General features: G+C 56.1%; 19 protein-coding genes and 1 tRNA gene. 12 read left to right on the top strand and 8 right to left on the bottom strand.

What is annotated here, in order from left to right; translation table 11 throughout:
- The first annotated feature begins 96 nt into the window (after nt 1-96).
- The 5 genes from AM329_RS02350 to yejF all read left to right on the top strand — a co-directional run bounded on the left by AM329_RS02350 (nt 97) and on the right by yejF (nt 7,251).
- Nucleotides 97-1,650, top strand: coding sequence for a cyclic di-GMP phosphodiesterase (locus AM329_RS02350; RefSeq protein ID WP_032609708.1), 1,554 nt, complete (start codon nt 97-99; stop codon nt 1,648-1,650).
- 75 nt (nt 1,651-1,725) lie between these two features.
- Nucleotides 1,726-3,531: an extracellular solute-binding protein gene (locus tag AM329_RS02345; protein WP_032609709.1), complete on the top strand. Its 1,806-nt coding sequence runs from the start codon at nt 1,726-1,728 to the stop codon at nt 3,529-3,531.
- A 9-nt stretch (nt 3,532-3,540) separates the two neighbouring features.
- Nucleotides 3,541-4,635: a microcin C ABC transporter permease YejB gene (locus AM329_RS02340; protein ID WP_003859369.1), complete on the top strand. Its 1,095-nt coding sequence runs from the start codon at nt 3,541-3,543 to the stop codon at nt 4,633-4,635.
- Entirely contained in the window at nt 4,635-5,660 is a 1,026-nt protein-coding gene (locus AM329_RS02335; protein ID WP_003859370.1) for an ABC transporter permease, read from the top strand. The genes AM329_RS02340 and AM329_RS02335 overlap by 1 nt, the downstream gene beginning before the upstream one ends.
- A 1-nt stretch (nt 5,661) precedes the next feature.
- Nucleotides 5,662-7,251: a microcin C ABC transporter ATP-binding protein YejF gene (yejF, locus tag AM329_RS02330; RefSeq protein ID WP_032609710.1), complete on the top strand. Its 1,590-nt coding sequence runs from the start codon at nt 5,662-5,664 to the stop codon at nt 7,249-7,251.
- A 3-nt stretch (nt 7,252-7,254) separates the two neighbouring features.
- On the opposite strand, the gene AM329_RS02325 is transcribed toward yejF, so the two are convergent.
- The 3 genes from AM329_RS02325 to rsuA all read right to left on the bottom strand — a co-directional run bounded on the left by AM329_RS02325 (nt 7,255) and on the right by rsuA (nt 9,798).
- Nucleotides 7,255-7,599, bottom strand: a complete 345-nt coding sequence (locus AM329_RS02325) for a YejG family protein (RefSeq protein ID WP_003859372.1) — start codon at nt 7,597-7,599, stop codon at nt 7,255-7,257.
- Nucleotides 7,600-7,875: 276 nt separating this feature from the next.
- Complete coding sequence (locus tag AM329_RS02320; protein ID WP_003859373.1) at nt 7,876-9,075, bottom strand: Bcr/CflA family multidrug efflux MFS transporter; 1,200 nt, start codon at nt 9,073-9,075, stop codon at nt 7,876-7,878.
- Between the two features lie 15 nt (nt 9,076-9,090).
- Nucleotides 9,091-9,798: a 16S rRNA pseudouridine(516) synthase RsuA gene (rsuA, locus tag AM329_RS02315; protein WP_003859374.1), complete on the bottom strand. Its 708-nt coding sequence runs from the start codon at nt 9,796-9,798 to the stop codon at nt 9,091-9,093.
- A gap of 151 nt (nt 9,799-9,949) precedes the next feature.
- Here rsuA and AM329_RS02310 point away from each other — a divergent pair, with 151 nt between their 5' ends.
- On the top strand, nt 9,950-11,710 hold the full coding sequence (locus AM329_RS02310) for a DEAD/DEAH box helicase (protein ID WP_032609711.1): 1,761 nt from the start codon (nt 9,950-9,952) through the stop codon (nt 11,708-11,710).
- 125 nt (nt 11,711-11,835) lie between these two features.
- Nucleotides 11,836-12,120: a 50S ribosomal protein L25 gene (rplY, locus tag AM329_RS02305; RefSeq protein WP_003859376.1), complete on the top strand. Its 285-nt coding sequence runs from the start codon at nt 11,836-11,838 to the stop codon at nt 12,118-12,120.
- 51 nt (nt 12,121-12,171) lie between these two features.
- On the opposite strand, the gene yejK is transcribed toward rplY, so the two are convergent.
- The gene (yejK, locus tag AM329_RS02300; RefSeq protein WP_017383403.1) at nt 12,172-13,179 is read right to left on the bottom strand and encodes a nucleoid-associated protein YejK; all 1,008 of its coding nucleotides are present in this window, start codon (nt 13,177-13,179) and stop codon (nt 12,172-12,174) included.
- A gap of 134 nt (nt 13,180-13,313) precedes the next feature.
- Between yejK and AM329_RS02295 the strand changes: the two genes are divergently transcribed.
- The 3 genes from AM329_RS02295 (at nt 13,314) to AM329_RS02285 (ending at nt 15,471) form a co-directional block, all read left to right on the top strand.
- Nucleotides 13,314-13,541, top strand: a complete 228-nt coding sequence (locus AM329_RS02295) for a YejL family protein (RefSeq protein WP_001135586.1) — start codon at nt 13,314-13,316, stop codon at nt 13,539-13,541.
- A gap of 19 nt (nt 13,542-13,560) precedes the next feature.
- Nucleotides 13,561-15,321, top strand: coding sequence for an LPS biosynthesis-modulating metalloenzyme YejM (gene yejM, locus AM329_RS02290; protein ID WP_003859380.1), 1,761 nt, complete (start codon nt 13,561-13,563; stop codon nt 15,319-15,321).
- A gap of 73 nt (nt 15,322-15,394) precedes the next feature.
- Nucleotides 15,395-15,471: transfer RNA gene (locus AM329_RS02285), tRNA-Pro, on the top strand.
- A 66-nt stretch (nt 15,472-15,537) separates the two neighbouring features.
- On the opposite strand, the gene AM329_RS02280 is transcribed toward AM329_RS02285, so the two are convergent.
- Nucleotides 15,538-15,798, bottom strand: coding sequence for a DUF2534 family protein (locus tag AM329_RS02280; RefSeq protein WP_006811332.1), 261 nt, complete (start codon nt 15,796-15,798; stop codon nt 15,538-15,540).
- 202 nt (nt 15,799-16,000) lie between these two features.
- Here AM329_RS02280 and eco point away from each other — a divergent pair, with 202 nt between their 5' ends.
- The gene (gene eco, locus AM329_RS02275; protein WP_032609713.1) at nt 16,001-16,510 is read left to right on the top strand and encodes a serine protease inhibitor ecotin; all 510 of its coding nucleotides are present in this window, start codon (nt 16,001-16,003) and stop codon (nt 16,508-16,510) included.
- 134 nt (nt 16,511-16,644) lie between these two features.
- On the opposite strand, the gene mqo is transcribed toward eco, so the two are convergent.
- Nucleotides 16,645-18,294, bottom strand: a complete 1,650-nt coding sequence (mqo, locus tag AM329_RS02270) for a malate dehydrogenase (quinone) (protein WP_003859385.1) — start codon at nt 18,292-18,294, stop codon at nt 16,645-16,647.
- Between the two features lie 187 nt (nt 18,295-18,481).
- Between mqo and AM329_RS02265 the strand changes: the two genes are divergently transcribed.
- Nucleotides 18,482-19,777: a SulP family inorganic anion transporter gene (locus AM329_RS02265; protein WP_032610259.1), complete on the top strand. Its 1,296-nt coding sequence runs from the start codon at nt 18,482-18,484 to the stop codon at nt 19,775-19,777.
- Here the strand turns inward: AM329_RS02265 and mgtE are convergent.
- Both mgtE and AM329_RS02255 read right to left on the bottom strand, forming a co-directional pair.
- On the bottom strand, nt 19,740-21,176 hold the full coding sequence (gene mgtE, locus AM329_RS02260) for a magnesium transporter (RefSeq protein ID WP_006811337.1): 1,437 nt from the start codon (nt 21,174-21,176) through the stop codon (nt 19,740-19,742). The genes AM329_RS02265 and mgtE overlap by 38 nt on opposite strands.
- Nucleotides 21,177-21,316: 140 nt before the next feature.
- Nucleotides 21,317-22,960: a multidrug ABC transporter permease/ATP-binding protein gene (locus AM329_RS02255; protein WP_003859392.1), complete on the bottom strand. Its 1,644-nt coding sequence runs from the start codon at nt 22,958-22,960 to the stop codon at nt 21,317-21,319.
- Between the last annotated feature and the right edge of the window lie 4 nt (nt 22,961-22,964).

Here is a 22,964-nt window from a genome sequence, read left to right as displayed (position 1 = left end):
CTGGCGATACGATAAAAAAAGCACTGCTCCGGCAGTGTTTTTTTTTGCCCGTTACACTGATAACTATCCAGCGGCATTTCAGGAATCACGACATCTATGTTAACCCGCTACTTCTCCAGCAACCGCAAGATACTGTTTATCAGTTTCCTTACAGGGTTATTCACTGCCCTGCTTCTGGGAGCATTACAGTTTTACTGGAGTTATCACAAGCGAGACGTCAGATTCGATACTCTCATTACCGATTTAAGCGTTTACATGGAGAGCTATTTCGATGAGCTCAAAATGTCGATTGATACGCTCCAGCCACTCACGCTGAACAGCTGCGAGGAAGTGAGTGCCGCCCTGACCTCCCGGGCGGCCTTTAGCATCAACGTGCGCGCCTTTTTGCTGGTCAGGGATAAACAGGCCTTCTGCTCCTCGGCAACAGGCCCGATGAATACCCCGATGGAAAAGCTTATCCCTCAGCTACATATCAGCAAACCTGTTGATATCGCGCTCCTGCCGGGCACGCCAATGCTGCCGGATAAGCCCGCGATCGCCATCTGGTATCGCAATCCGCTGGTGAAAGACGGCGGCGTGTTTACGTCCGTCAACCTCAACCTGTCGCCTTATCTTCTCTATACGTCACGTCAGGATGAATTTGCCGGGATATCGATCGTCATTGGCGATTCCGCGTTATCTACACAGTCCGGAATGCTGATCCAGGCGCGGGATTTGCCTGACGTCCCTGCCCGTAGCGCCACGCTGAAAAATATTCCATTGACCGTTAACGTTTATGCGCAAGCCTGGACAACCGATGAACTGCTCTACGCGGTGTTTTTCGGCCTGGTCTGCGGTATCGCGGCGGGCCTGTTGAATTTCTATATTCTTACTATCCGTCTCAATCCGGGAAAAGAGATCCTCACGGCCATCAAGCACGACCAGTTTTACGTGGTCTATCAACCCGTCGTGGATGCGCAGTCGCTCAGAATGACCGGGCTGGAAGTCCTGATGCGCTGGAAGCATCCGGTGATGGGCGAAATTCCACCGGATGCCTTTATTAACTTCGCTGAAGCGCAGAAGCTGATTGTCCCGCTGACGCTGCATCTTTTTGACCTGATTATCCGCGATGCCCCTGTTCTGCAAACGGTGCTCCCGCCTGGGGCCAAGTTTGGGATCAACATCGCGCCCGGGCATCTGCATGCGGAAAGCTTTAAAGGTGATATGCGCGCGTTTCTCGCCGCCCTTCCGCCCGATCACTTCCAGATTGTGCTGGAAATAACCGAGCGCGACATGATTAACCACCGCGAGGCAAATCAGCTGTTCGAATGGCTGCACAATGAAGGTTTTGAAATCGCTATCGATGATTTTGGCACTGGCCACAGCGCGCTGATCTATCTGGAACGCTTCACGATGGATTACCTGAAAATTGACCGTGGCTTCGTGAATGCCATCGGGACTGAAACCGTCACCTCGCCAGTGCTTGACGCGGTGCTGACGCTGGCAGAACGTCTGAATATGATAACCGTCGCCGAGGGTGTTGAAACGCCCGAGCAGGCGGCGTGGCTGCGCGAGCATGGCGTAAACTATCTTCAGGGCTACTGGATTGGCCGCCCGATGCCGCTGGAGCAGTTCAGGACGTGGCAACCCGATATCACGCTCGGGGAATAATTTCACAATCACGGCGCTGTCCCTTATTATTCTGTTCAACCGAGCCTGTCTGTGAACAAAGGGATCCGCCGCACTATGATTATGCGCGTTGTGTTGACGCTGTTGGCGCTGGTGAGCCTGTCGAGCCAGGCGCAGACCATCAAAGAGAGCACGGCCTTTGCCGTCATTGGCGAGCCGAAGTACGCGGTTAACTTTAACCACTACGATTACGTCAACCCAGCCGCCCCGAAAGGCGGAAACGTGACGCTTTCCGCCACGGGAACATTTGACAACTTTAACCGCTTTGCCCTGCGCGGCGTAGCGGCAGCGCGTACCGAATCCCTCTATGACACGCTGTTCGTCACCTCCGACGACGAGCCCGGCAGCTATTATCCCCTGGTCGCCGAGAACGTACGTTACGCCGAAGATTTCAGCTGGGCAGAAATCGCGATTAATCCGCGGGCGCGTTTTCACGACGGTACGCCGGTTAGCGCCCGCGACGTGGCGTTCACCTTTCATAAATTTATGACCGAAGGCGTGCCACAGTTTCGTCTGGTGTACAAGGGCACCACGGTGAAAGCCATCGCCCCGCTGACCGTGCGAATCGAACTCCCTGAGGCGAACAAAGAGAATATGCTGAGCCTGTTCTCCCTGCCCGTCATGCCCGAATCCTTCTGGAAAAACCATAAGCTGAGCGATCCCCTCTCTACCCCGCCGCTGGCCGGAGGGCCGTATCGCATTACCGACTGGCGAATGGGCCAGTATGTGATCTATTCCCGTGTGAAAGATTACTGGGCAGCCACGCTGCCGGTAAACCGGGGCCGCTGGAACTTCGATACAATCCGCTACGACTACTACCTGGATGATAACGTGGCCTTCGAGGCATTTAAGGCAGGCGCATTTGATTTACGTGTCGAGAACAGCGCCAAAAACTGGGCGACCCGCTATATCGGAAAAAATTTCGCGAAAGGCTATATCGTTAAAGACGAACACAAAAACGAATCCGCGCAGGACACGCGCTGGCTGGCGTTTAATATTCAGCGCCCGTTTTTTTCCGATCGTCGGGTGCGTGAAGCCATTACCCTGGCGTTTGATTTCGAATGGATGAACAAAGCGCTGTTTTACGGAGCCTACAGCCGGGCGAACAGCTATTTCCAGAATACTGAATATGCCGCCCGTGATTATCCCCACGCGGACGAGCTGGTTTTGCTGGCGCCAATGAAAGCGGAGCTACCGCCGGAGGTGTTCACCCGCATATTTGAACCGCCCAAATCCGACGGAAACGGGTTCGACCGGGACAACCTGCTGAAAGCCAGCAACCTGCTGGATGACGCTGGCTGGGTGCTGAAAAATCGGCAACGGGTTAATGCGCAAACCGGTAAACCGCTCAGCTTCGAACTGCTGATTGCCTCTGGCGCAAACGATCAGTGGGTGCTGCCGTTTAAGAAGAACCTTGCCCGGCTTGGCGTCACTATGAATATCCGCCAGGTCGATATGGCCCAGTTGACTAACCGCAAGCGCAGTCGCGATTACGATATGATGCAGACCCTGTGGGCCGCCCAGCCGTGGCCGAGTTCAGATCTGCAAATCTCCTGGGCATCGGGGTATATCGACTCCTCCTACAACGCCCCGGGCGTAAAGAGCCCGGTGATTGATGCGCTGATTGCAAAAATTGTGGCCGCTCAGGGCGATAAGAACAAGCTTCTGCCGCTTGGCCGCGCGCTCGATCGGGTATTAACCTGGAACTATTACATGCTGCCGATGTGGTATATGGGCGAAGATCGCGTGGCCCGCTGGGATAAATTCTCCCTGCCTGCCGTTCGCCCGGTTTACACCCTCGGCTTTGACACCTGGTGGTATGACGTGAATAAAGCCGCAAAATTGCCCGCAGAGCGGCGTTAAGGAGTGACGATGGGCGCTTATCTTATCCGCCGGCTGCTGTTAGTGATCCCGACGCTGTGGGCCATCATTACCATTAACTTTTTTATCGTCCAGATCGCCCCCGGCGGTCCGGTGGACCAGGCGATTGCGGCAATAGAATTTGGTCACGCTGGCGGCATGCCGGGCGGCGGCGGCGAAGGAATGGGGGCCAGCCATGCCCGGACGGGCGTGGGCAACATCAGCGAAAGCCACTACCGGGGCGGTCGGGGACTGGATCCGGAGGTGATCGCCGAGATCACCCATCGCTATGGTTTTGACAAGCCGCTGCACGAGCGCTATTTCAGGATGCTATGGGATTATGTCCGTTTCGATTTTGGCGACAGCCTGTTTCGCAGCGCCTCGGTGTTAACCCTGATCAAACAAAGCCTGCCGGTTTCCATCACGCTCGGACTGTGGGGGACGCTGATTATTTATCTGGTCTCCATTCCGCTGGGGATAAGGAAAGCGGTCTACAACGGTAGCCGTTTCGATATCTGGAGCAGTACGTTTATTATCATCGGCTACGCTATTCCGGCGTTTCTGTTTGCCGTGCTGTTGATTGTGTTTTTCGCAGGCGGCAGTTATTTCGACCTCTTCCCGCTGCGCGGGCTGGTCTCCGCGGATTTCAGCACGCTGCCGTGGTATCAGAAAATCACCGATTACTTCTGGCACATCACGCTGCCGGTGCTGGCGACGGTCATCGGCGGTTTTGCGGCGCTTACGATGCTGACCAAAAACGCCTTTCTTGATGAGATCCGCAAACAGTACGTCGTCACCGCGCGCGCCAAAGGCGTCGGTGAAAAGCAGATCATGTGGAAGCACGTTTTTCGTAACGCCATGCTGCTGGTGATTGCAGGTTTCCCCGCCACGTTCATCAGTATGTTTTTTACCGGCTCGTTGCTGATAGAAGTGATGTTCTCGCTCAACGGATTAGGGCTGCTGGGCTATGAGGCCACCGTCTCCCGTGATTATCCGGTGATGTTTGGCACACTCTACATTTTCACCCTGATCGGCCTGCTGCTGAACATCATCAGCGATATCAGCTATACGCTGGTCGATCCCCGTATCGATTTTGAGGGCCGCTGATGTCGCGTTTAAGCCCCGTCAATCAGGCCCGCTGGGCGCGCTTTCGCCACAACCGTCGCGGCTACTGGTCGCTGTGGATCTTCGCCGTCCTGTTCGCTTTAAGTATGTGTTCGGAACTGATTGCCAACGATAAACCCCTGCTGGTGCATTTCAAAGACCGCTGGTATGTACCGGTGCTTACTACCTATAGCGAAAGCGATTTTGGCGGCCCATTTGTGACGCCAGCCGAGTACCAGGATCCCTGGTTACGTGAGCAGATAGCGCAGCACGGCTGGGCTATCTGGGCACCGATTCGTTTTGGCGCGAACAGTATTAACTTCGCCACGTCTACCCCCTTCCCTTCGCCGCCTTCCGCGCAAAACTGGCTGGGAACGGACGCCAACGGCGGCGATGTGCTGGCGCGTATCCTCTATGGCACCCGCATCTCGCTCCTGTTTGGGCTGATGCTGACGCTCTTTAGCAGCGTAATGGGCGTTGTGGCGGGCGCCGTGCAAGGCTATTACGGGGGTAAAATAGATTTATGGGGACAGCGCGTGATTGAAGTCTGGTCCGGTATGCCAACGCTGTTTCTGATTATCCTGCTGTCCAGTGTGGTACAGCCTGGCTTCTGGTGGCTGCTCGGGATCACCGTCCTGTTCGGCTGGATGGCGCTGGTCGGCGTGGTGCGCGCGGAGTTTCTGCGCACGCGGAATTACGACTATATTCGCGCCGCGCAAGCGTTAGGCGTGAGCGATCGCGCAATTATCTTCCGCCACATGCTTCCCAATGCGGTGGTGGCGACCCTCACCTTCCTGCCATTTATTTTGTGCAGCTCCATTACCACCCTGACGTCGCTTGATTTTCTTGGTTTCGGTTTGCCACTGGGCTCACCGTCCCTTGGCGAACTGCTGTTGCAGGGCAAAAACAATCTCCAGGCCCCCTGGCTGGGCATCACCGCATTCCTCTCCGTGGCGGTGCTGCTTTCCCTGCTGATTTTTATTGGCGAAGCCGTGCGCGATGCCTTCGATCCCAACAAGGCGGTATGACATGACCCGGCCTCTTCTGAGCATAGAAAACCTGTCGATTGCGTTTTCAAAGCAGGGCGAATCACGCACGGTAGTGACGGATTTATCGTTGCAGATCCAGCGCGGAGAGACGCTGGCGCTGGTCGGGGAATCCGGTTCCGGTAAAAGCGTCTCGGCACTTTCGGTGCTGCGCCTGCTCCCCTCCCCGCCGGTCAGCTATCCGCAGGGGGATATTCTGTTCCATGGACAATCGCTGCTGAACGCTGACGAGCAAACCCTGCGCGGCATTCGTGGCAATAACATCGCCATGATTTTTCAGGAGCCGATGGTGTCGCTCAACCCTCTGCATACGCTGGAAAAACAGCTCTATGAAGTGCTGTCCCTTCATCGGGGAATGCGTAAAGAGGCAGCGCGGGGTGAAATTCTGGACTGCCTTGAACGCACCGGTATTCGTCATGCGGCGAAACGGCTGAACGATTTCCCGCACCAGCTTTCCGGCGGCGAGCGCCAGCGCGTGATGATCGCAATGGCCCTGCTCACGCGCCCCGAACTGCTGATTGCCGATGAACCCACCACCGCGCTGGACGTCACGGTGCAGGCGCAAATTCTGCAACTGCTGCGCGAGCTTCGCGACGAGCTGAAAATGAGCCTGTTGTTCATTACGCACAACCTGAGCATCGTGAAAAAGCTTGCTGACACGGTGGCCGTGATGCAAAACGGCCGCTGCGTGGAACAGAACCGGGCATCCGTCCTGCTGAGCGCGCCTCAGCACCCGTATACACAGCGCCTGCTCGATAGCGAACCCGCTGGCGACCCGGTTCCGCTTAACGCTGACAGCGCGCCGTTGCTGAGGGTTGAGGGGCTGTCGGTGTCATTCCCGATCCGCAAAGGCATTCTCCGTCGCGTGGTCGATCACAATCATGTCCTGAAAGACATGAGTTTCGCTCTGCGTCCGGGCGAGTCGCTTGGGCTTGTGGGCGAATCCGGCTCGGGCAAAAGCACCACCGGCCTGGCGCTGCTGCGCCTGATCGCCTCTCAGGGAAGCATTGTCTTTGACGGCATGCCGCTGCAAAACCTGAATCGCCGGATGATGCTTCCTGTCCGCCCGCGGATGCAGGTGGTATTTCAGGATCCAAACTCTTCGCTTAACCCGCGCCTGAGCGTATTACAGATTATTGAAGAGGGCCTGCGCGTCCACCAGCCGACAATGACGGCGCAACAGCGTGAAATCGACGTGAAGCGGGTGATGGAGGAAGTGGGTTTAGATCCCGAGACCCGGCACCGGTATCCGGCTGAGTTTTCTGGCGGACAGCGCCAGCGTATAGCGATTGCCCGCGCACTGATCCTGAAACCTGAGCTGATCGTGCTGGACGAGCCAACCTCTTCCCTGGACCGCACCGTGCAGGCGCAAATTCTGGCGCTGCTGAAGGGGCTACAGGAAAAGCATCGGCTGGCCTATATCTTTATCAGCCACGATTTACAGGTGGTGCGTGCGCTTTGCCATCAGGTGGTAGTATTGCGGCAGGGAGAAGTCGTGGAGCAGGGAGAGTGCCAGCGCGTATTCACTGCGCCTGCGCAGGATTACACGCGCCAGCTATTGTCCGCTGACTAGCACTCAGAAAGGGTATTGACCGGAGAACGGCTCGGCAATGGCCACGCCGAAGTTTTTCAGACGACAGGTGGCGGCAAACTCATCCTGGCTGTTAACAAACAGGCACGGCTCACCTTCGCATTCCAGCACGGAGCTGTCCACTTCGATGTCCGTCAGCGCCTGGCTGAGACGTTCCATAACCGGCCACGCATTTTCATCGCTCGGGCTGAGCAGTTTGAGCGCCACCAGGCAATTATCCTCCCCGGCAACGCTTTGCGGAATCGGTTCAACTTTCGAACCTGCAAAACCCGTCGACCAGCGATAGCTCTGGGGCAAGCGATGGACAATGGAGAGTTGTAATGTATTCACGTTCAGATCCCCGGAAGCAAATTTACTTCACAATTTATTTACATTTATAGTAACACATCATCGCCAACCTGCACTGTTTAGCGGATTTTATAGGCGTTGCAGGCTCGCGTCGGCGCTATATGTACCCGTTTCTGCGATCTAACTCAACCTTTTTAAATACAATGATGTGACTTTTTACATAAATAGATTTTACATAAAAGAAACAAACACAGGGTAAACGAACGTAGGGTTGGTTGATATGGGTCAACAAAAAGGCCCGTATCGGGCCTTAAATGGTCATTTATGCGCCGTCTTTCGCGGCCGGCTGGCGTAAAGATAAAAAAGAATGGAGCAGGTCGCGCAGAGGGCAATCGCCCACAGCATCGGCCAGGCGGTATTAAACGTTGCCGTCGAGAGCAGCGCCCCGACTATCGCGCCTATCCCGAAACGGAACGTTCCTGCCAGCGACGAGGCGGTGCCCGCCATATGCGGGAATTCGTCGAGGATCACCGCCATCGCGTTGGATGAAACCATCGACACGCAGCCGACAAACGCCGCCACGCCCACCACCAGCGCCCAGAAACCGACGCCCAGCAACGCGCTCAATACCAGCCAGATAGCCATCACGAACTGGATCCACAGCCCGGCGCGGAACATATTCAGCGCCCCAACCCGCCGGACAAAGCGGCTGTTGATAATGGTCATCACAAACAGGAACACAATATTCAGCGCGAAGTAGTAACCAAAATGCTGGGGTGACACATGGTTCAGTTCGATGTACACAAACGGCCCCGCACTCAGGAACGAGAACATTCCGGCAAAGCTGAAGCCGCTGGCAAGCATATAACTGAGCACACGCTTATGGCGAAACAGCGAGGCAAAGTTGCCAAGCGTGGTGCGAACGTGGAACTTCTGACGTCGCTCGACCGGCAGCGTTTCATCGATAAAGACGAAGATCATCACCGAGGCCAGCAGCGCGGCAATCGCCAGGATCCAGAAAATCGCATGCCAGCTGAACCAAACCAGCACCGCCCCGCCCACCATGGGGGCGACCAGCGGCGCAATTGTCGTGACCAGCATGACGAACGACATCATGCGTGAGAACTCTTCCTTCGGGTAGACGTCGCGCATCAGCGCGTTAATTACCACGCTTGCCGCAGCCGCCGCCAGGCCATGGAAGAAACGCATCACAATCAGCTGATCGATACTCTGCGCCAGCGCGCAGGCCACCGCCGCCGCGGCAAATATCAATGTCCCCCCCAGAATAACTGGTTTACGCCCCAGGCTGTCGGCCATTGGGCCATAAAAGAGCTGACCGAGGGCAAAACCAAGAATGTAGGTGCTGAGCGTCATCTGCGCGCTGCCTGCCGGTACGCCAAACTGCGCGGAAATCACCGGCAGCGCGGGCAGATACATATCGATAGACAGCGGCATCAGCATGGCCAGCAGGCCAAGGATAAATACAATTTTAAACGACGAGTGTGGCCTGGTGGTCACAGGGTTCTCCTGAATTTAGCGTGAAGGCAGCCCGACGCTGGCAATCTCTTCTTCCGTCAGCGGGCGATATTCCCCTGGCGCCAGGTCTGGATCGAGTTCAATCGCGCCGATACGTTCACGATGCAGCCCCACAACGTGGTTGCCCACGGCGGCAAACATCCGTTTCACCTGGTGATAGCGGCCTTCACTGATGGTCAGGCGCACGTCAGTTGGAGTGATGATTTCCAGCACCGCCGGTTTGGTCAGATCTTTTTCATTATGCAGCTGAACGCCTTTTGCGAACTGCTCTGCCGTGTCATCCGAGACCGGAGACTCAAGCGTCACCCGATAGGTTTTCTCACAGTGATGGCGCGGGGAGGTGATGCGATGCGACCACTGGCCGTCATCGGTCATCAGCACCAGGCCGGTGGTATCAATATCCAGTCGCCCTGCCGCATGCAGCTTGTGCGCCACAGGTTCGTCGAGGAAGTAGAGCACCGTCGGGTGATCCGGATCGTCCGTTGAACAGACGTAACCTTCCGGTTTGTTGAGCATGAAGTAGCGCGGGCCATTCTGCTGGGTCAGCGGGTTGCCGTCATACTCCACCTGGTGCTCAGGCTGGAGTTTAAAAGCGCTGTCTTTCACAATGTCGCCGTCCACGGTTACGCGGCTGGCGCGAATTTCACGCCCGGCAATAGCGCGGCTTACGCCGAGTTGCTGAGCGATAAACTTATCAAGTCGCATGAAATCTTTTTAGCCTTAATGGTGCTGGAAGTCGGACTACGCGTCCGAAAAAGAAGCAGTCAGAAACAGTTCAGTATAATGGTCTGGTTGCGCCACTCAAGGGAAAAAGTTTCGTGGCATACTATATGCGAGTTAACTGAATAGAGAAGCCATGACGTTCACATTACGCCCCTATCAGCAGGAAGCCGTTGATGCCACCCTCGCCTGGTTTCGCAAGCATCGGGAGCCCGCCGCCATCGTACTCCCGACCGGAGCCGGCAAAAGCCTGGTGATTGCCGAACTGGCGCGCCTGGCCCGCGGACGCGTGCTGGTGCTGGCGCACGTCAAAGAGCTGGTGGCGCAAAACCACGCCAAATATTGCGCGCTCGGCCTGGAGGCCGACATTTTTGCCGCCGGACTGAAGCGCAAAGAGAGCCACGGAAAAGTGGTGTTTGGCAGCGTACAATCCGTTGCGCGCAACCTGGAACTGTTTCGCAGCGAGTTTTCCCTGCTGATTGTCGATGAGTGTCATCGCATCAGCGATGACGACGACAGCCAGTATCAGCAAATCCTCACTCATCTGAAAAAGGTGAATCCTCACCTCCGTCTGCTTGGCCTCACCGCCACGCCGTTTCGTCTGGGCAAGGGCTGGATTTATCAGTTTCATTATCACGGCATGGTGCGTGGCGATGAAAAGGCCCTGTTCCGCGACTGTATCTATGAGCTTCCGCTGCGCTACATGATCAAGCACGGCTACCTGACGCCGCCGGAGCGGCTGGATATGCCCGTCGTGCAGTACGATTTCAGCCGCTTACAGGCGCAGAGCAACGGGCTGTTCAGCGAGGCAGATCTTAACCATGAGCTGAAAAAACAGAAGCGGATCACGCCGCATATCATCAGCCAGATTGAAGAGTTTGCACAAACGCGCAAAGGGGTGATGATTTTTGCTGCCACTGTCGAACACGCGCGTGAAATTACGGGGCTGCTGCCCGCCGACGACGCGGCGTTAATTACCGGTGAAACCCCCGGCCCGGAGCGCGACAGCCTGATTGAGGACTTCAAAGCTCAGCGGTTCCGCTATCTGGTGAATGTCTCCGTACTAACCACCGGCTTTGACGCCCCGCACGTCGACCTGATTGCGATTCTTCGCCCGACGGAATCCGTCAGCCTGTATCAGCAGATTGTTGGCCGCGGGCTGCGTCTGGCGCCGGGCAAAACCGACTGTCTGATCCTTGATTACGCCGGTAACCCGCACGATCTCTATTCGCCGGAAGTAGGCACGCCAAAAGGCAAGAGCGACAACGTTCCCGTTCAGGTTTTTTGCCCCGCCTGCGGGTTTGCCAACACCTTCTGGGGGAAAACCACCGCCGACGGCACGCTGATTGAACATTTTGGCCGCCGCTGTCAGGGCTGGTTTGAAGACGATGAAGGCCATCGCGAACAGTGTGATTTCCGCTTCCGCTTCAAAAACTGCCCGCAGTGCAACGCTGAAAACGACATTGCCGCCCGCCGCTGTCGGGAGTGCGACACGGTCCTGGTCGACCCGGACGACATGCTGAAAGCAGCGCTGAAACTAAAGGATGCACTGGTGCTGCGCTGTTCCGGCATGGCCTTATACCCCGGCGCGGATGAAAAAGGCGAGTGGCTAAAAATCACCTATTACGACGAGGATGGCGCAGACGTCAGCGAGCGGTTCCGGGTCCAGACGCCCGCCCAGCGCACCGCGTTCGAGCAGCTCTTTATCCGCCCGCATACCCGCACGCCTGGCGTGCCGCTGCGCTGGCTAACCGTTGCCGATATCGTGCGCCAGCAGGCGTTGCTGCGGCATCCTGATTTTGTTGTCGCCCGCAAAAAAGGGCAGTTCTGGCAGGTACGTGAGAAGGTCTTTGACTATGAAGGACGCTTTCGCCGGGCAAACGAATTGCGTGGTTAACGGGACTTTTCGTTGATGCGCGAGCCATTTGAGTATAAAATGCCGCCCGCTTCACATCCGTGAGGCAGAACACTCACCTGCTGCTGGGTCGCCTGTAGTAGGGTTTTAAATACAGAGAGAAATCAATGTTCACTATCGAAGCAGAAGTACGTAACGTGCAGGGTAAGGGTGCGAGCCGCCGCCTGCGTACCGCAAACAAGTTCCCGGCTATCGTTTACGGTGGCGAAGCTGCTCCAGTTGCTATTGAACTGGATCACGACAAAGTATGGAACATGCAGACCAAAGCTGAGTTCTACAGCGAAGTTCTGACCATCGTTGTTGGCGGTAAAGAAGAAAAAGTGAAAGTTCAGGCTGTTCAGCGTCACGCGTTCAAGCCAAAACTGACTCACATCGACTTCGTTCGCGCGTAATCGCAAACCTGTCGAGAAAAACCCCGCGTTTGCGGGGTTTTTTTATGGCTGTTACTTACCGCCTGAGGTGCGACGCTGAAGCTGGTCGCGCAGATTCGGCGGCGTGCCTTTAATGGTCAGCGTGTCGGTGGCCGGGTCCCAGAAGATACGTTCCCCGAGCAGCATGGCATCAAAGTTAATGGTTAACCCACCGCCGCTACCGGCAAATTTCGTCAGCTGACGCAGCGTACTGCGATCCGCCGGGAAGCTCTCTTCCAGCTCATAGCCTTTTTCCGCGGTAAATTCCTGGAAGCTGACTTCGCTGACGCCTGCCAGCTCTTTGGACAGCGACTCCAGCTCAATCTCTTCCCCGGCCTGTAACTGCTCGTTGCAGTAGCTGTAAACCTGCTGACGCACGTTTTGACGCTCAGATTTATCAAGCTGCGCCTCAGCCGTAAAGTCATCCACCGCCTGGAGGAGACCTTTGTTCTGCGCTTTGGCATTCAGCCCTTCGCTGGCACCGAGGAAGTCCATAAAGAAATCGGCCACTTTGCGGCCCACGCGACCTTTAAGGAAGGTCAGGTAGCGCGTCGATTCCGGGTTGGTTTCCCATTCGGTTAAATCGATACGCGCCACAATATCCGCATGGTTGATATCCAGGTAGTGCGTTGAGCTGATATCCAGCTGCTCGTTCACGCGCATGCTGCTTAAGTTATTCAGCACGGTGACCAGGAGATACTCTACCGCCAGATAGCGGTAGTGGCAGAACAGGACGATACCGCCATCGGCGAAGGGATATTTCGCCAGCTCGTCACGCAGACGGCCAGTAGCAGCGCGGCTGAATGCCAGGAAATCCTCTTCGCCCTGACGTTGCAGGCGCAGGCTATCCGCCAGTTCGCTCTCTTCGCTGAACAAGCCATAGGCTTTATTTTTCGCGCTGTAGACGCGATGCAACTCCGCCATCATCTCGACAACGGTAGGCGTTGGTTCCAGTAACGAATCGCGCAGCACCACTTCAAGGGTTTGCTCATCACGCTTGATAAGCTGGTGCAAGGCAATCTGGTTGATTTCCAGACTCATGATAAACTCTCCTTTTAGACCGGGCGGTATTCAACCACCACCAACGCATGTGTGCAACAGAAGATAAAAAAGGGGAAAAAAAGCTGTTGCTACGGTAATATGTCGCCCTTCTCCCAACAAACTGATTTTGATTTATGCCACAACATTCCCGCTACAGTGACGAACACGTTGAACAACTGCTCAGTGAGCTGGTCAACGTACTGGAAAAACATAAAACGCCAACCGATCTCTCCCTGATGGTTTTGGGAAATATGGTTACCAACCTGATCAATACCAGCGTTGCTCCGGCTCAGCGTCAGGCGATCGCCAAATCTTTCGCCCAGGCTTTGCAGTCCTCCGTTAGCGACGACCAGGCACACTAAGGGAAACGAACAACAGTTTATGGTGACGAATCGTCAGCGCTACCGTGAAAAAGTCTCCCAGATGGTCAGCTGGGGGCACTGGTTTGCCCTGTTCAACATTCTGTTGGCGATGGTGCTCGGCTGCCGTTATCTGTTTGTGGCGGACTGGCCAACCACATTAACCGGGCGCGTCTACTCGTGGATGAGCCTTGTGGGTCACTTTAGCTTTCTGGTCTTCGCCACCTATCTGCTGATCCTGTTCCCACTGACGTTTATCGTCATGTCGCAGCGGCTGATGCGCTTCCTGTCTGCCATTCTTGCAACGGCGGGCATGACGCTGTTGCTGATCGACAGCGAAGTCTTTACCCGATTCCACCTGCACCTGAATCCTGTCGTCTGGGAGCTGGTGATTAACCCGGATCAGAACGAGACCGCGCGCGACTGGCAGCTGATGTTTATCAGCGTGCCGATTATCCTGCTGATCGAAATGCTGTTCGCCACGTGGAGCTGGCAAAAACTCCGCAGTCTGACCCGACGCCGCCATTATGCGAAGCCCGTCGCGGCGCTCTTTTTCGCCTCATTTATCGGTTCGCACCTGATGTATATCTGGGCAGATGCGAACTTCTACCGCCCGATTACCATGCAGCGCGCAAACCTGCCGCTCTCCTATCCGATGACGGCGCGTCGTTTCCTCGAAAAACACGGCCTGCTGGACGCGCAGGAGTATCAGCGTCGTCTGGTCGAACAGGGTAATCCGGAAGCGGTCAGCGTGCAGTATCCCCTGAGCGATCTGAAATATCGCGACATGGGGCGCGGTCAGAACGTGCTGCTGATTACCGTCGATGGCCTGAACTATTCCCGCTATGAGAAGCAGATGCCAGCGCTGGCAGAATTCGCTGAGAACAATATCGTATTCACTCAGCATATGAGCTCCGGTAATTCGACCGACGCGGGTATTTTCGGCCTGTTCTATGGCATTTCACCGAGCTATATGGACGGCGTGCTGTCGGCCCGTATTCCGGCGGCATTGATTACCGGGCTTAATCAGCAGGGCTACCAGCTGGGGCTGTTCGCCTCTGATGGTTTCAACAGCTCGCTGTACCGCCAGGCGCTGCTGTCTGATTTCTCACTGCCCGCCGCGCAGAGCCAGTCTGACGATCGGACCGCTGACCAGTGGATAGACTGGCTGAAGCGCTATGCGCAGGAAGATAACCGCTGGTTCTCCTGGGTTGCGTTTAACGGCACAACGCTTGATGACAGCAATCAGAAAGGCTTCGCGCGCCGCTATAGCCGTGCGGCGGGCGATGTTGATGCGCAGATCGGCCGCGTGCTGACCGCCCTGCGCGACGCGGGCAAGCTGGATAATACGGTCGTGATTATCACGGCGGGGCATGGCGTGCCGCTCGGCGACGAGGCGAAGGGCATGGAGTGGTCGCGTCCGAACCTGCATGTTCCCCTGGTGATCCACTGGCCGGGCACTCCCGCGCAGCGCATCAACATGCTGACCGACCATAAAGACGTCATGACCACGTTAATGCAGCGGCTGCTGCACGTCAGCACACCGGCAATTGAGTACTCGCAGGGCCAAGACCTCTTTAGCGCCACGCGGCGTCATAACTGGGTCACGGCTGCTGGCGGAAACACGCTGGTGGTGACCACACCGACGTTGTCCCTGGTGTTGAACAGCAACGGCAATTACCAGACGTATAGCCTCGAAGGTGAGAAGCTGAAAGACCAGAAACCGCAGCTCAGTTTGCTGTTGCAGGTGCTGACAGACGAGAAGCGCTTTATCGCTAACTGATTATTTATGAATCAGTTAGCGTTGCTTGCCCCTTGCATTCAAAAAGGAATAGAGTAGTATTCCTTTTATGCGTCGGCACGTAGCGCAGCCTGGTAGCGCACCGTCATGGGGTGTCGGGGGTCGGAGGTTCAAATCCTCTCGTGCCGACCAAAACTACACAAAAAAACCAGCCGCTTATGGCTGGTTTTTTATTGCCTGTCTCCGCATGCGCAATGCTTAGTGTTTTTCACGCCCACCGAGAAAGAAAATCCCCAGCGGAATCGCCAGCAGCACGGTGAACACCAGGCTGTAAACAAAGATCATCGCCGATTGCAGGACAAACATGCTGGTTGTCCAGGCAGAGAGCGGGATGTTGTACTGCTCAATCACACCGACAATGGTTGCTCGCCCCACGCATGCAGCAGCAATCATAAACACAACCAGTAACGCCAGCAGGAACTTGCGGCCTTCAGGTGTCTTCAGTTTTTCCCGTACCATCTCTCCTCCCTTTACAGATAAATAACAATAATTAACGCGTAAAATAACACGATCGCCGCACCGACTCCACTACAGCATTAAATACCAATAAAAGAACACAAAAGCAGTGCATTACTCCGTTGAAAATGAAAATGTGAGTAAATTACGCCAACCATTCACGTATATTATGTTAGTCTTTCCAGGATCGTTTTAACAAAAAGGAATGACAGTGAAAAACGCACCTAAATTTGCCATCGCCCTCATCGCCGCTGCGTGCGCCAGCAGCAGTGCTTTCGCCAGCGAAACCCAGAAAGAGCAGCCGCTGGAAAAAGTTGCTCCGTATCCGCAAGCGGACAAAGGGATGAAGCGCCAGGTTATTCAGCTCCCGGCTCAGCAGGATGAAGCAAATTTCAAAGTTGAGCTGTTAATCGGCCAGACGCTGGAAGTGGACTGCAACCAGCATCGTCTGGGCGGCCAACTGGAAAGCAAAACGCTGGAAGGCTGGGGCTATGACTACTATGTCTTCGACAAAGTAACCTCGCCAGTCTCCACCATGATGGCGTGCCCGGACGGCAAGAAAGAGAAGAAATTTATTACCGCGTATCTGGGCGATAACAGTCTGCTGCGCTATAACAGCAAGCTGCCGATCGTCGTATATACGCCGGAAAACGTGGATGTGAAATATCGCGTATGGAAGGCGGATGAGACGGTAGGACAAGCGGTAGTTCGTTAAAAATAAGTCGGGTGGCGCTCACGCTTACCCGACCTGGAAAGGGTGCGTTCTGGCGCCCTCACCCCAACCCTCTCCCACAGGGAGAGGGAGAAAACACTAGAAACGGTAACGGATGTTACCGTTTTGCGTTTATCTTACAGCGCGATATCCGCTACCGGCTTGCTTTCCGCCTGAGGCTTCAGCTCTGCCTTTGGCGCAGCATCCGCAGCCTGCGGTTTGACGTATTGCAGTTGCAGAACGCGGCTGGTGTATTCCAGCTCTTGTTCCGTGGCCTCAACGTTACCGTTCAGCTTCGTACCGTAGGATGGAATAATGGTTTTCAGCTTCGCCTGCCATTCCGGGCTGGATACTTTGTCCTTAAACACCTTTTCCATCAGGTGCAGCATGATTGGCGCAGCGGTAGACGCCCCCGGAGATGCCCCCAGCAGCGCGGCAATGGTGCCATCCTTATCGCTTACCACTTCGGTACCCAGACGCAGCACGCCGCCCTCTTTCGGATCGCGTTTGATGATCTGCACACGCTGACCTGCCTGCCACAGACGCCAGTCTTCTTTCTTCGCCTGCGGATAGTACTCTTTCAGCGCCTCGAAGCGTTCTTCATCAGAGAGCATCACCTGGCTAATCAGGTATTTCACCAGATCGAAGTTATCCAGCCCCACGTCCATCATTGGCTTGACGTTTGACGTTGTGGTCGCGCTCAACAGATCCCACAGGGAACCGTTTTTCAGGAACTTGGTGGAGAAGGTAGCGAACGGCCCGAACAGCACCACGCGCTTACCGTCCAGCATACGGGTGTCGATATGGGGAACCGACATCGGTGGCGCGCCAACGGAGGCCTGACCGTACACTTTAGCCAGATGACGGTTAACCACTTCCGGGTTTTCCGACACCAGGAACTGGCCGCCAACCGGGAAGCCCGCGTAGTCGTCCGCTTCCGGAATACCGGACTCCTGCAACAGTTTCAGCGCCGCGCCGCCCGCACCGATAAACACGAACTTGGCCTTAATCACATGCTCGGCTTCGTTGTTTTTCAGATCGGCAACGGTCACGCTCCAGCTGTTATCCGCATTGCGCTTGAAACCACGCACTTCGGAGCTGAGTTGCAGGTTAAAGTTCTCTTTTTTCTTCAGAGAGGCCACCAGCTGACGGGTGATTTCACCGTAGTTAACGTCAGTACCAATTTCAGTGCGGGTCGCCGCCACTTTCTGGTTCGGATCGCGGCCTTCCATGACCAGCGGCGCCCACTCTTTGATTTGAGCGTGATCTTCAGAGTATTTCATCCCGCGGAAAAGCGTGCTCTGTTGCAGGGCAGCGTAGCGCGCGCGCAGGAAGTTGACGTTTTGATCGCCCCACACAAAGCTCATGTGCGGTACGGTGTTGATGAAGGAGTGCGGATTGTGCAACACACCGCTGTTCACCTGGTGAGACCAGAACTGACGTGAGATCTGGAACGCTTCGTTGATCTCTACCGCCTTCTCGATACTAATGGAACCGTCCTTTTTCTGCGGCGTATAGTTCAGTTCCATGAGTGCCGAGTGCCCCGTCCCGGCGTTGTTCCAGCCGTTAGAGCTTTCCTGTGCCACGCCATCGAGGCGCTCGACCATGGTCATGGACCAGTTCGGCTCTAATTCCTGAAGATACGTTCCCAGCGTGGCGCTCATGATGCCGCCACCAATTAAAAGGACATCCGTTTCCTGCTCTTTTGGTGCGTCAGCCTTCGCCGCCAGCGAGACGGCGTTCAGCCCCACGGCCAGAGAAAAGAGCACGGCAGTCATTTTTTTCATCATTTATGCCTTAGTTGAATAGTGCTTGATGCGTGGAAATTACAGGTGAAACACGCTGCGGTGGCACGGTAGCAACTTTTAAATATTGTTTAAAGGTTACGAAATTATTGTAATTGTGAAATTTAATGATGGATTGTTTGTAGGGTTTTGGCAGACAGGCTGGCACCCGACGATTTTCCTGGCTATGATGCTGCACTTTGTGATCGCGCGCACGGAAGCCTGCCCCTACCAGCGAATTGTTATGTCATTACCCCACTCGTCTGTACCTCAAGAAGGCCATGTCGCCACTGTTTTACGTTCGCCTCACCGTCTGATGCGCGAAACCCTGGCCGGTGTGATTACCGCGCTGGCGCTGATCCCGGAAGTGATTTCGTTTTCCGTGGTCGCGGGCGTGGATCCGAAAGTGAGTCTTATCGCCTCCGTGGTGCTCTGTTTCGCCCTTTCCCTGCTCGGCGGGCGTCCGGCCATGGTGACGGCGGCGGCAGGTTCCGTCGCGCTGGTGATTGGCCCGATGGTCCATCAACACGGCGTACAGTACATTCTGCCCGCGGTGGTGATGGCAGGCATGATTCAGATCCTGTTCGGTGCGCTGGGTATGGCGCGGCTGATGCGCTTTATTCCCCAGTCGGTGATGACCGGGTTTGTTAACGCCCTTGGCATCTTGATTTTCTTTGCCCAGGTGCCCCATTTCTGGAGCCGAAGCCCGCTGATTGTGGGCCTGTTCGTGCTGACGCTGCTGATTGTGCTGTGGGTGCCACGCTATATCAAAAGCGTGCCCTCCCCGCTGATTGCCATTGTGCTGTTGACTTTGTTCACCGTCACCAGCGGGCAAATTCTGCCGACGGTAGGGGATGAAGGCTCCATGAGCGGCGGTTTGCCGGGCTTTACGCAACTGCTGGTGCCGCTCAATCTGGAAACCCTGAGCATTATCTGGCCGTGCGCGCTAAGTATCGCTTTCGTTGGCCTGCTGGAATCCTTGCTGACGGCAAAACTGGTGGATGAACTGACCGCTACCCCCTCCAGTAAGCGTCGCGAAAGCATCGGTCTGGGCGTGGGGAATATTATGGCCGGGTTCTACGGTGGCATTGCGGGCTGCGCGATGATTGGGCAGACCATCGTAAACGTGGAGATGGGGAAAGGCAGAAGCCGTATCTCCACCCTTGCGGCGGGTATCGTACTGCTGGTGCTGGTTACGGCGCTCAGCGAGGTGATGGCCAAAATCCCGATGGCGGTACTGGCGGGTATTATGGCCATTGTGGCCGTCAAGACCTTTAGCTGGCATAGCGTTCAGCCCGGAACGCTGAAAAACGCGCCGGTGGCTGAAACCGTCGTGATGCTGGTGACGGTTGTGGCAACGGTTTACACCGGCAACCTGGCGATTGGCGTGCTGGGCGGGATTGTGATGATGTTCATCCTCCCTGCCCGACTTAAGCAAAAAGCACTGGCTACAGAAGAAAAATCGTCGCCAGTCCAAGAAAAATAAAGAAACCGCCGGTATCGGTAATGGCGGTGATCATCACGCTCGACCCCACCGCGGGGTCGCGCCCCAGCCGGGTCATCGTCAATGGGATAATCACGCCCATCATCGCCGCCACCAGCAGGTTCAGCACCATCGCCAGCATCATGACCCCGCCCAGCGCCATATCATCGTACAGCCACCAGGTAATGCCGCCCATGATGCCGCCCCAGACCAGGCCGTTAATCAGCGCGACGCCCATCTCCCTGAAAATCAGCCACGAAAAATTACCCGGCTGAATGTTTTCCAGCGCCAGGGCGCGAACGATCATGGTGATAGTCTGGTTGCCGGTGTTCCCGCCGATCCCCGCCACAATCGGCATCAGCGACGCCAGGGCCACCAGCTGGGAAATGGTATGTTCGAAGCCGTCAATAACGCGGGACGCCACGAACGCGGTGCATAAATTGATGGCGAGCCACGCCCAGCGGGTTTTGACGGCCTTGCCGACGGAGGCATGAACATCGTCTTCGGCACTGATCCCGCCAAGGGCACGCAGGTCGTTATCGGTCTCTTCATAGACCACGTCAACGATCTCATCGATGGTCAGACGCCCCATCAGCTTGCCCACCGAATCCACCACCGCCGCGCTCACCAGGTCATCACGTTCGAAAGTACGCGCCGCTTTTTCGGCATCGTCTTCCGGCGAGAAGACCATCGGCTCGGTTTCCATGACCTCACTCACCCGCTGCTGGGTGCTGTTCAGCAGGATCGTTTTCAGCTCCAGCTCCCCGAGCAGGGTTTTATCCCGCGAGGTGACGAACAGTTTATCGGTGTTGTCCGGCATACTGCCCAGGCGACGAAGATAGCGCTGCACCGTACCCAGGGTGACGTCCGGACGCACGGTGATGACGCCAAACTCCATGATCGCGCCGACGCTGTTTTTCTCGTAGTGCATCACCTGACGCACGCGCGCCCGCTCTTCGGCAGGCAGGGAAGCCAGCAGGCGTCCGGTCAGGTTGCGCGGAAGATGCTGAACGAGGTAAATCTGCTCATCGATATCCAGCGTTTGCAGTGCGTCAAGAATGTCCCGGTCGCTCATCTCATCGATAAGGTCATCCCAGACGTTTTCCGAGGCTTCCAGCAGCACCTGACCGCGCTCGTGATCCTGCACCAGCCGCCACAGGGCGTGGCGCTCCTCGGAAGGCAATGCCTCCAGGGTGTCCGCCAGATCCGGAGGTGGTAAATGTGCAACCAGCGCACCTACCTCAGCAATATCGTCGGCCAGCGTGCCGACATCATATTGCTCAGCCAGGGTTAGCTTACCCAATAACGTTGACGTGACCGCTTTATCGGTCGTCAGGAGCCAGATGAGCCGCGCACGCTCCTGGTCACGCTGCCTGGCGCTGTTTTTCTTTAATACCGACATCAATCATAAATCCATTAAATGAGTTGGCGTTAAGCATAGCGCGGGGATATGTAAATAAGAATAAACGGCGGGTCGGGATGGAGAAAAAAACGGCATATATGAAAAATTAGTGTGCCGGGGTTCACCCGGCACAATTGCAATCAGGCCGTGCGCGCCACCGCGTCCCGTGACGCCGCATCGCGCTCATCGCCGGTCAGCTCGCTCAGCTTGCCGTCGCGCATCTCCAGCAGACGGTCGGCGTGAATGAAGTAGTGATCGTCATGGCTGATGGCAAAAATGGTTTTTCCCATCGCCTGCATCAGCGGCAGCAGGACCTGATAAAACTCGCGACGGAAGTGCGGGTCCTGATCGGCGGCCCATTCATCCAGAAGGATGATGTCGCGCTCTTCGGCCAGCGCCAGCAGCAGCGCCACGCGCTTCTTCTGCCCTTTCGACAGCTTGAGATTCAGGATTTTGCCATCCTGAAGCTCCAGCTTGTGCGACATTTGCAGGTGCGCAAGCCACTTCTCCACCAGCGCCGGATCCGCCTGCTGCCCTTCCGGTCCCAGCAGCCGGTCGAACAGCCAGACGTCGGTAAATACCGCCGAGAAGAGCTTGCGGTAGTCCTCCGGTTTCTCCGCGCTCAGCGCTTTACCATCCAGCAAAATTTCACCCGACTGCGGCTGGTAGAGGCCCGTCAGCAGCATCGCCAGCGTGGATTTGCCGCTGCCGTTACCGCCGATCAGGAACAGCAGTTCGCCGCGGTGAATGGTCAGGTTGATCGGCCCTACGGAGAAGGCGTTATCCTGATAGCGGAAGGTAACGTTACGCAGCTCCAGCGTTTGCCAGTTCGGGAAGGCCTGCGGGCGCGGGAACTCAGCCTTAAACGGCGCAAGGTCGAACTTCTTCAGCTTGTTGAAGGCCACCTGTGCGCTCAGCAGCGTCGGCAGTGCGCCAACGGCCGACAGCAGCGGCGTGCGTAAAAACAGCAGCGTCAGGGAGTAGGTTGCCGCCACGTTGGTATCCGCCCACCCCAGGCTGTTCGCCATCCAGAACACCAGGCCAATCGCGCCCAGCATCATGATGTTGGACCAGTTCACGGCGCTCAGGTGGAACGTATCGGCGCGAATAATGTGATGACGATATTCGTGCGCATCCGGGATATAGAGATGGTTGAAGATATGTTCGGCGCGCTCGCGGTTCAGCGTCAGCTCTTTGCGCCCTTCCAGCACCGTCTGGTAATCGTTATAGAGCTTGTCTTCCGTTTCGCGCAGCACCGCCATGTGCTTATAGACGCGTGATACCAGCAGGAACCCGCCCCAGATGGTAATAACAATCCACAGCGCCGTTACCGCCAGCATTTTGCTGGAGAGCCAGGCGAGATAGGCTGCCGAGCCAAAGGTCAGGATGATCCCCTGCACCAGCTCCGGCAGGCGCACAAAGGCGATGGTAATGGCGCGCACATCGCTGGTCAGCCCCGCCAGCAGAGAAGCACTTCCCAGCTGTTCGATGCGCTCCACTTGAGTATCAAGGATCCGTTTGATGAACTCACTGCGCAGACGGAAAACGAAGTGGTGGCCGAGCGCGGTCAGCGCCAGCTGTGACCCGAGCGTGACTGCCATCAGCAGCAGCAGTAAACCCAGAAATTCCGGCAGGACGGAGAGTGACGTGTCGACCATTTCGATCAAACGCACGTTAATGAAGGCAATCAGGCCGATCCCCAGCGCCGCGCTGGCAAGGCTTAACGCCATCACCGCGATAAAAGGCCAGCGATACTGCCGCCAGACAAGAAGAAGTAGTTGCATGCAG

It is taken from the genome of Enterobacter cloacae complex sp. AR_0002, assembly GCF_001922365.1.
Lineage (GTDB): Bacteria > Pseudomonadota > Gammaproteobacteria > Enterobacterales > Enterobacteriaceae > Enterobacter > Enterobacter hormaechei_C.
The sequence above is the reverse complement of the archived record's forward strand: the minus strand, read 5'-3'. Positions and strand labels throughout refer to the sequence as shown.

Bases quoted from the DNA above. Each gene is read 5' to 3' on its own strand.
- mqo (WP_003859385.1), bottom strand. From the start codon at position 18,294: ATGAAAAAAATGACTGCCGTGCTCTTTTCTCTGGCCGTGGGGCTGAAC.
- AM329_RS02265 (WP_032610259.1), top strand. From the start codon at position 18,482: ATGCTGCACTTTGTGATCGCGCGCACGGAAGCCTGCCCCTACCAGCGA.
- AM329_RS02350 (WP_032609708.1), top strand. From the start codon at position 97: ATGTTAACCCGCTACTTCTCCAGCAACCGCAAGATACTGTTTATCAGT.
- AM329_RS02255 (WP_003859392.1), bottom strand. From the start codon at position 22,960: ATGCAACTACTTCTTCTTGTCTGGCGGCAGTATCGCTGGCCTTTTATC.
- yejF (WP_032609710.1), top strand. From the start codon at position 5,662: ATGACCCGGCCTCTTCTGAGCATAGAAAACCTGTCGATTGCGTTTTCA.
- AM329_RS02280 (WP_006811332.1), bottom strand. From the start codon at position 15,798: ATGGTACGGGAAAAACTGAAGACACCTGAAGGCCGCAAGTTCCTGCTG.
- rsuA (WP_003859374.1), bottom strand. From the start codon at position 9,798: ATGCGACTTGATAAGTTTATCGCTCAGCAACTCGGCGTAAGCCGCGCT.
- eco (WP_032609713.1), top strand. From the start codon at position 16,001: ATGACAGTGAAAAACGCACCTAAATTTGCCATCGCCCTCATCGCCGCT.
- AM329_RS02295 (WP_001135586.1), top strand. From the start codon at position 13,314: ATGCCACAACATTCCCGCTACAGTGACGAACACGTTGAACAACTGCTC.
- mgtE (WP_006811337.1), bottom strand. From the start codon at position 21,176: ATGTCGGTATTAAAGAAAAACAGCGCCAGGCAGCGTGACCAGGAGCGT.
- yejM (WP_003859380.1), top strand. From the start codon at position 13,561: ATGGTGACGAATCGTCAGCGCTACCGTGAAAAAGTCTCCCAGATGGTC.
- rplY (WP_003859376.1), top strand. From the start codon at position 11,836: ATGTTCACTATCGAAGCAGAAGTACGTAACGTGCAGGGTAAGGGTGCG.
- AM329_RS02310 (WP_032609711.1), top strand. From the start codon at position 9,950: ATGACGTTCACATTACGCCCCTATCAGCAGGAAGCCGTTGATGCCACC.
- AM329_RS02335 (WP_003859370.1), top strand. From the start codon at position 4,635: ATGTCGCGTTTAAGCCCCGTCAATCAGGCCCGCTGGGCGCGCTTTCGC.
- AM329_RS02345 (WP_032609709.1), top strand. From the start codon at position 1,726: ATGATTATGCGCGTTGTGTTGACGCTGTTGGCGCTGGTGAGCCTGTCG.
- yejK (WP_017383403.1), bottom strand. From the start codon at position 13,179: ATGAGTCTGGAAATCAACCAGATTGCCTTGCACCAGCTTATCAAGCGT.
- AM329_RS02340 (WP_003859369.1), top strand. From the start codon at position 3,541: ATGGGCGCTTATCTTATCCGCCGGCTGCTGTTAGTGATCCCGACGCTG.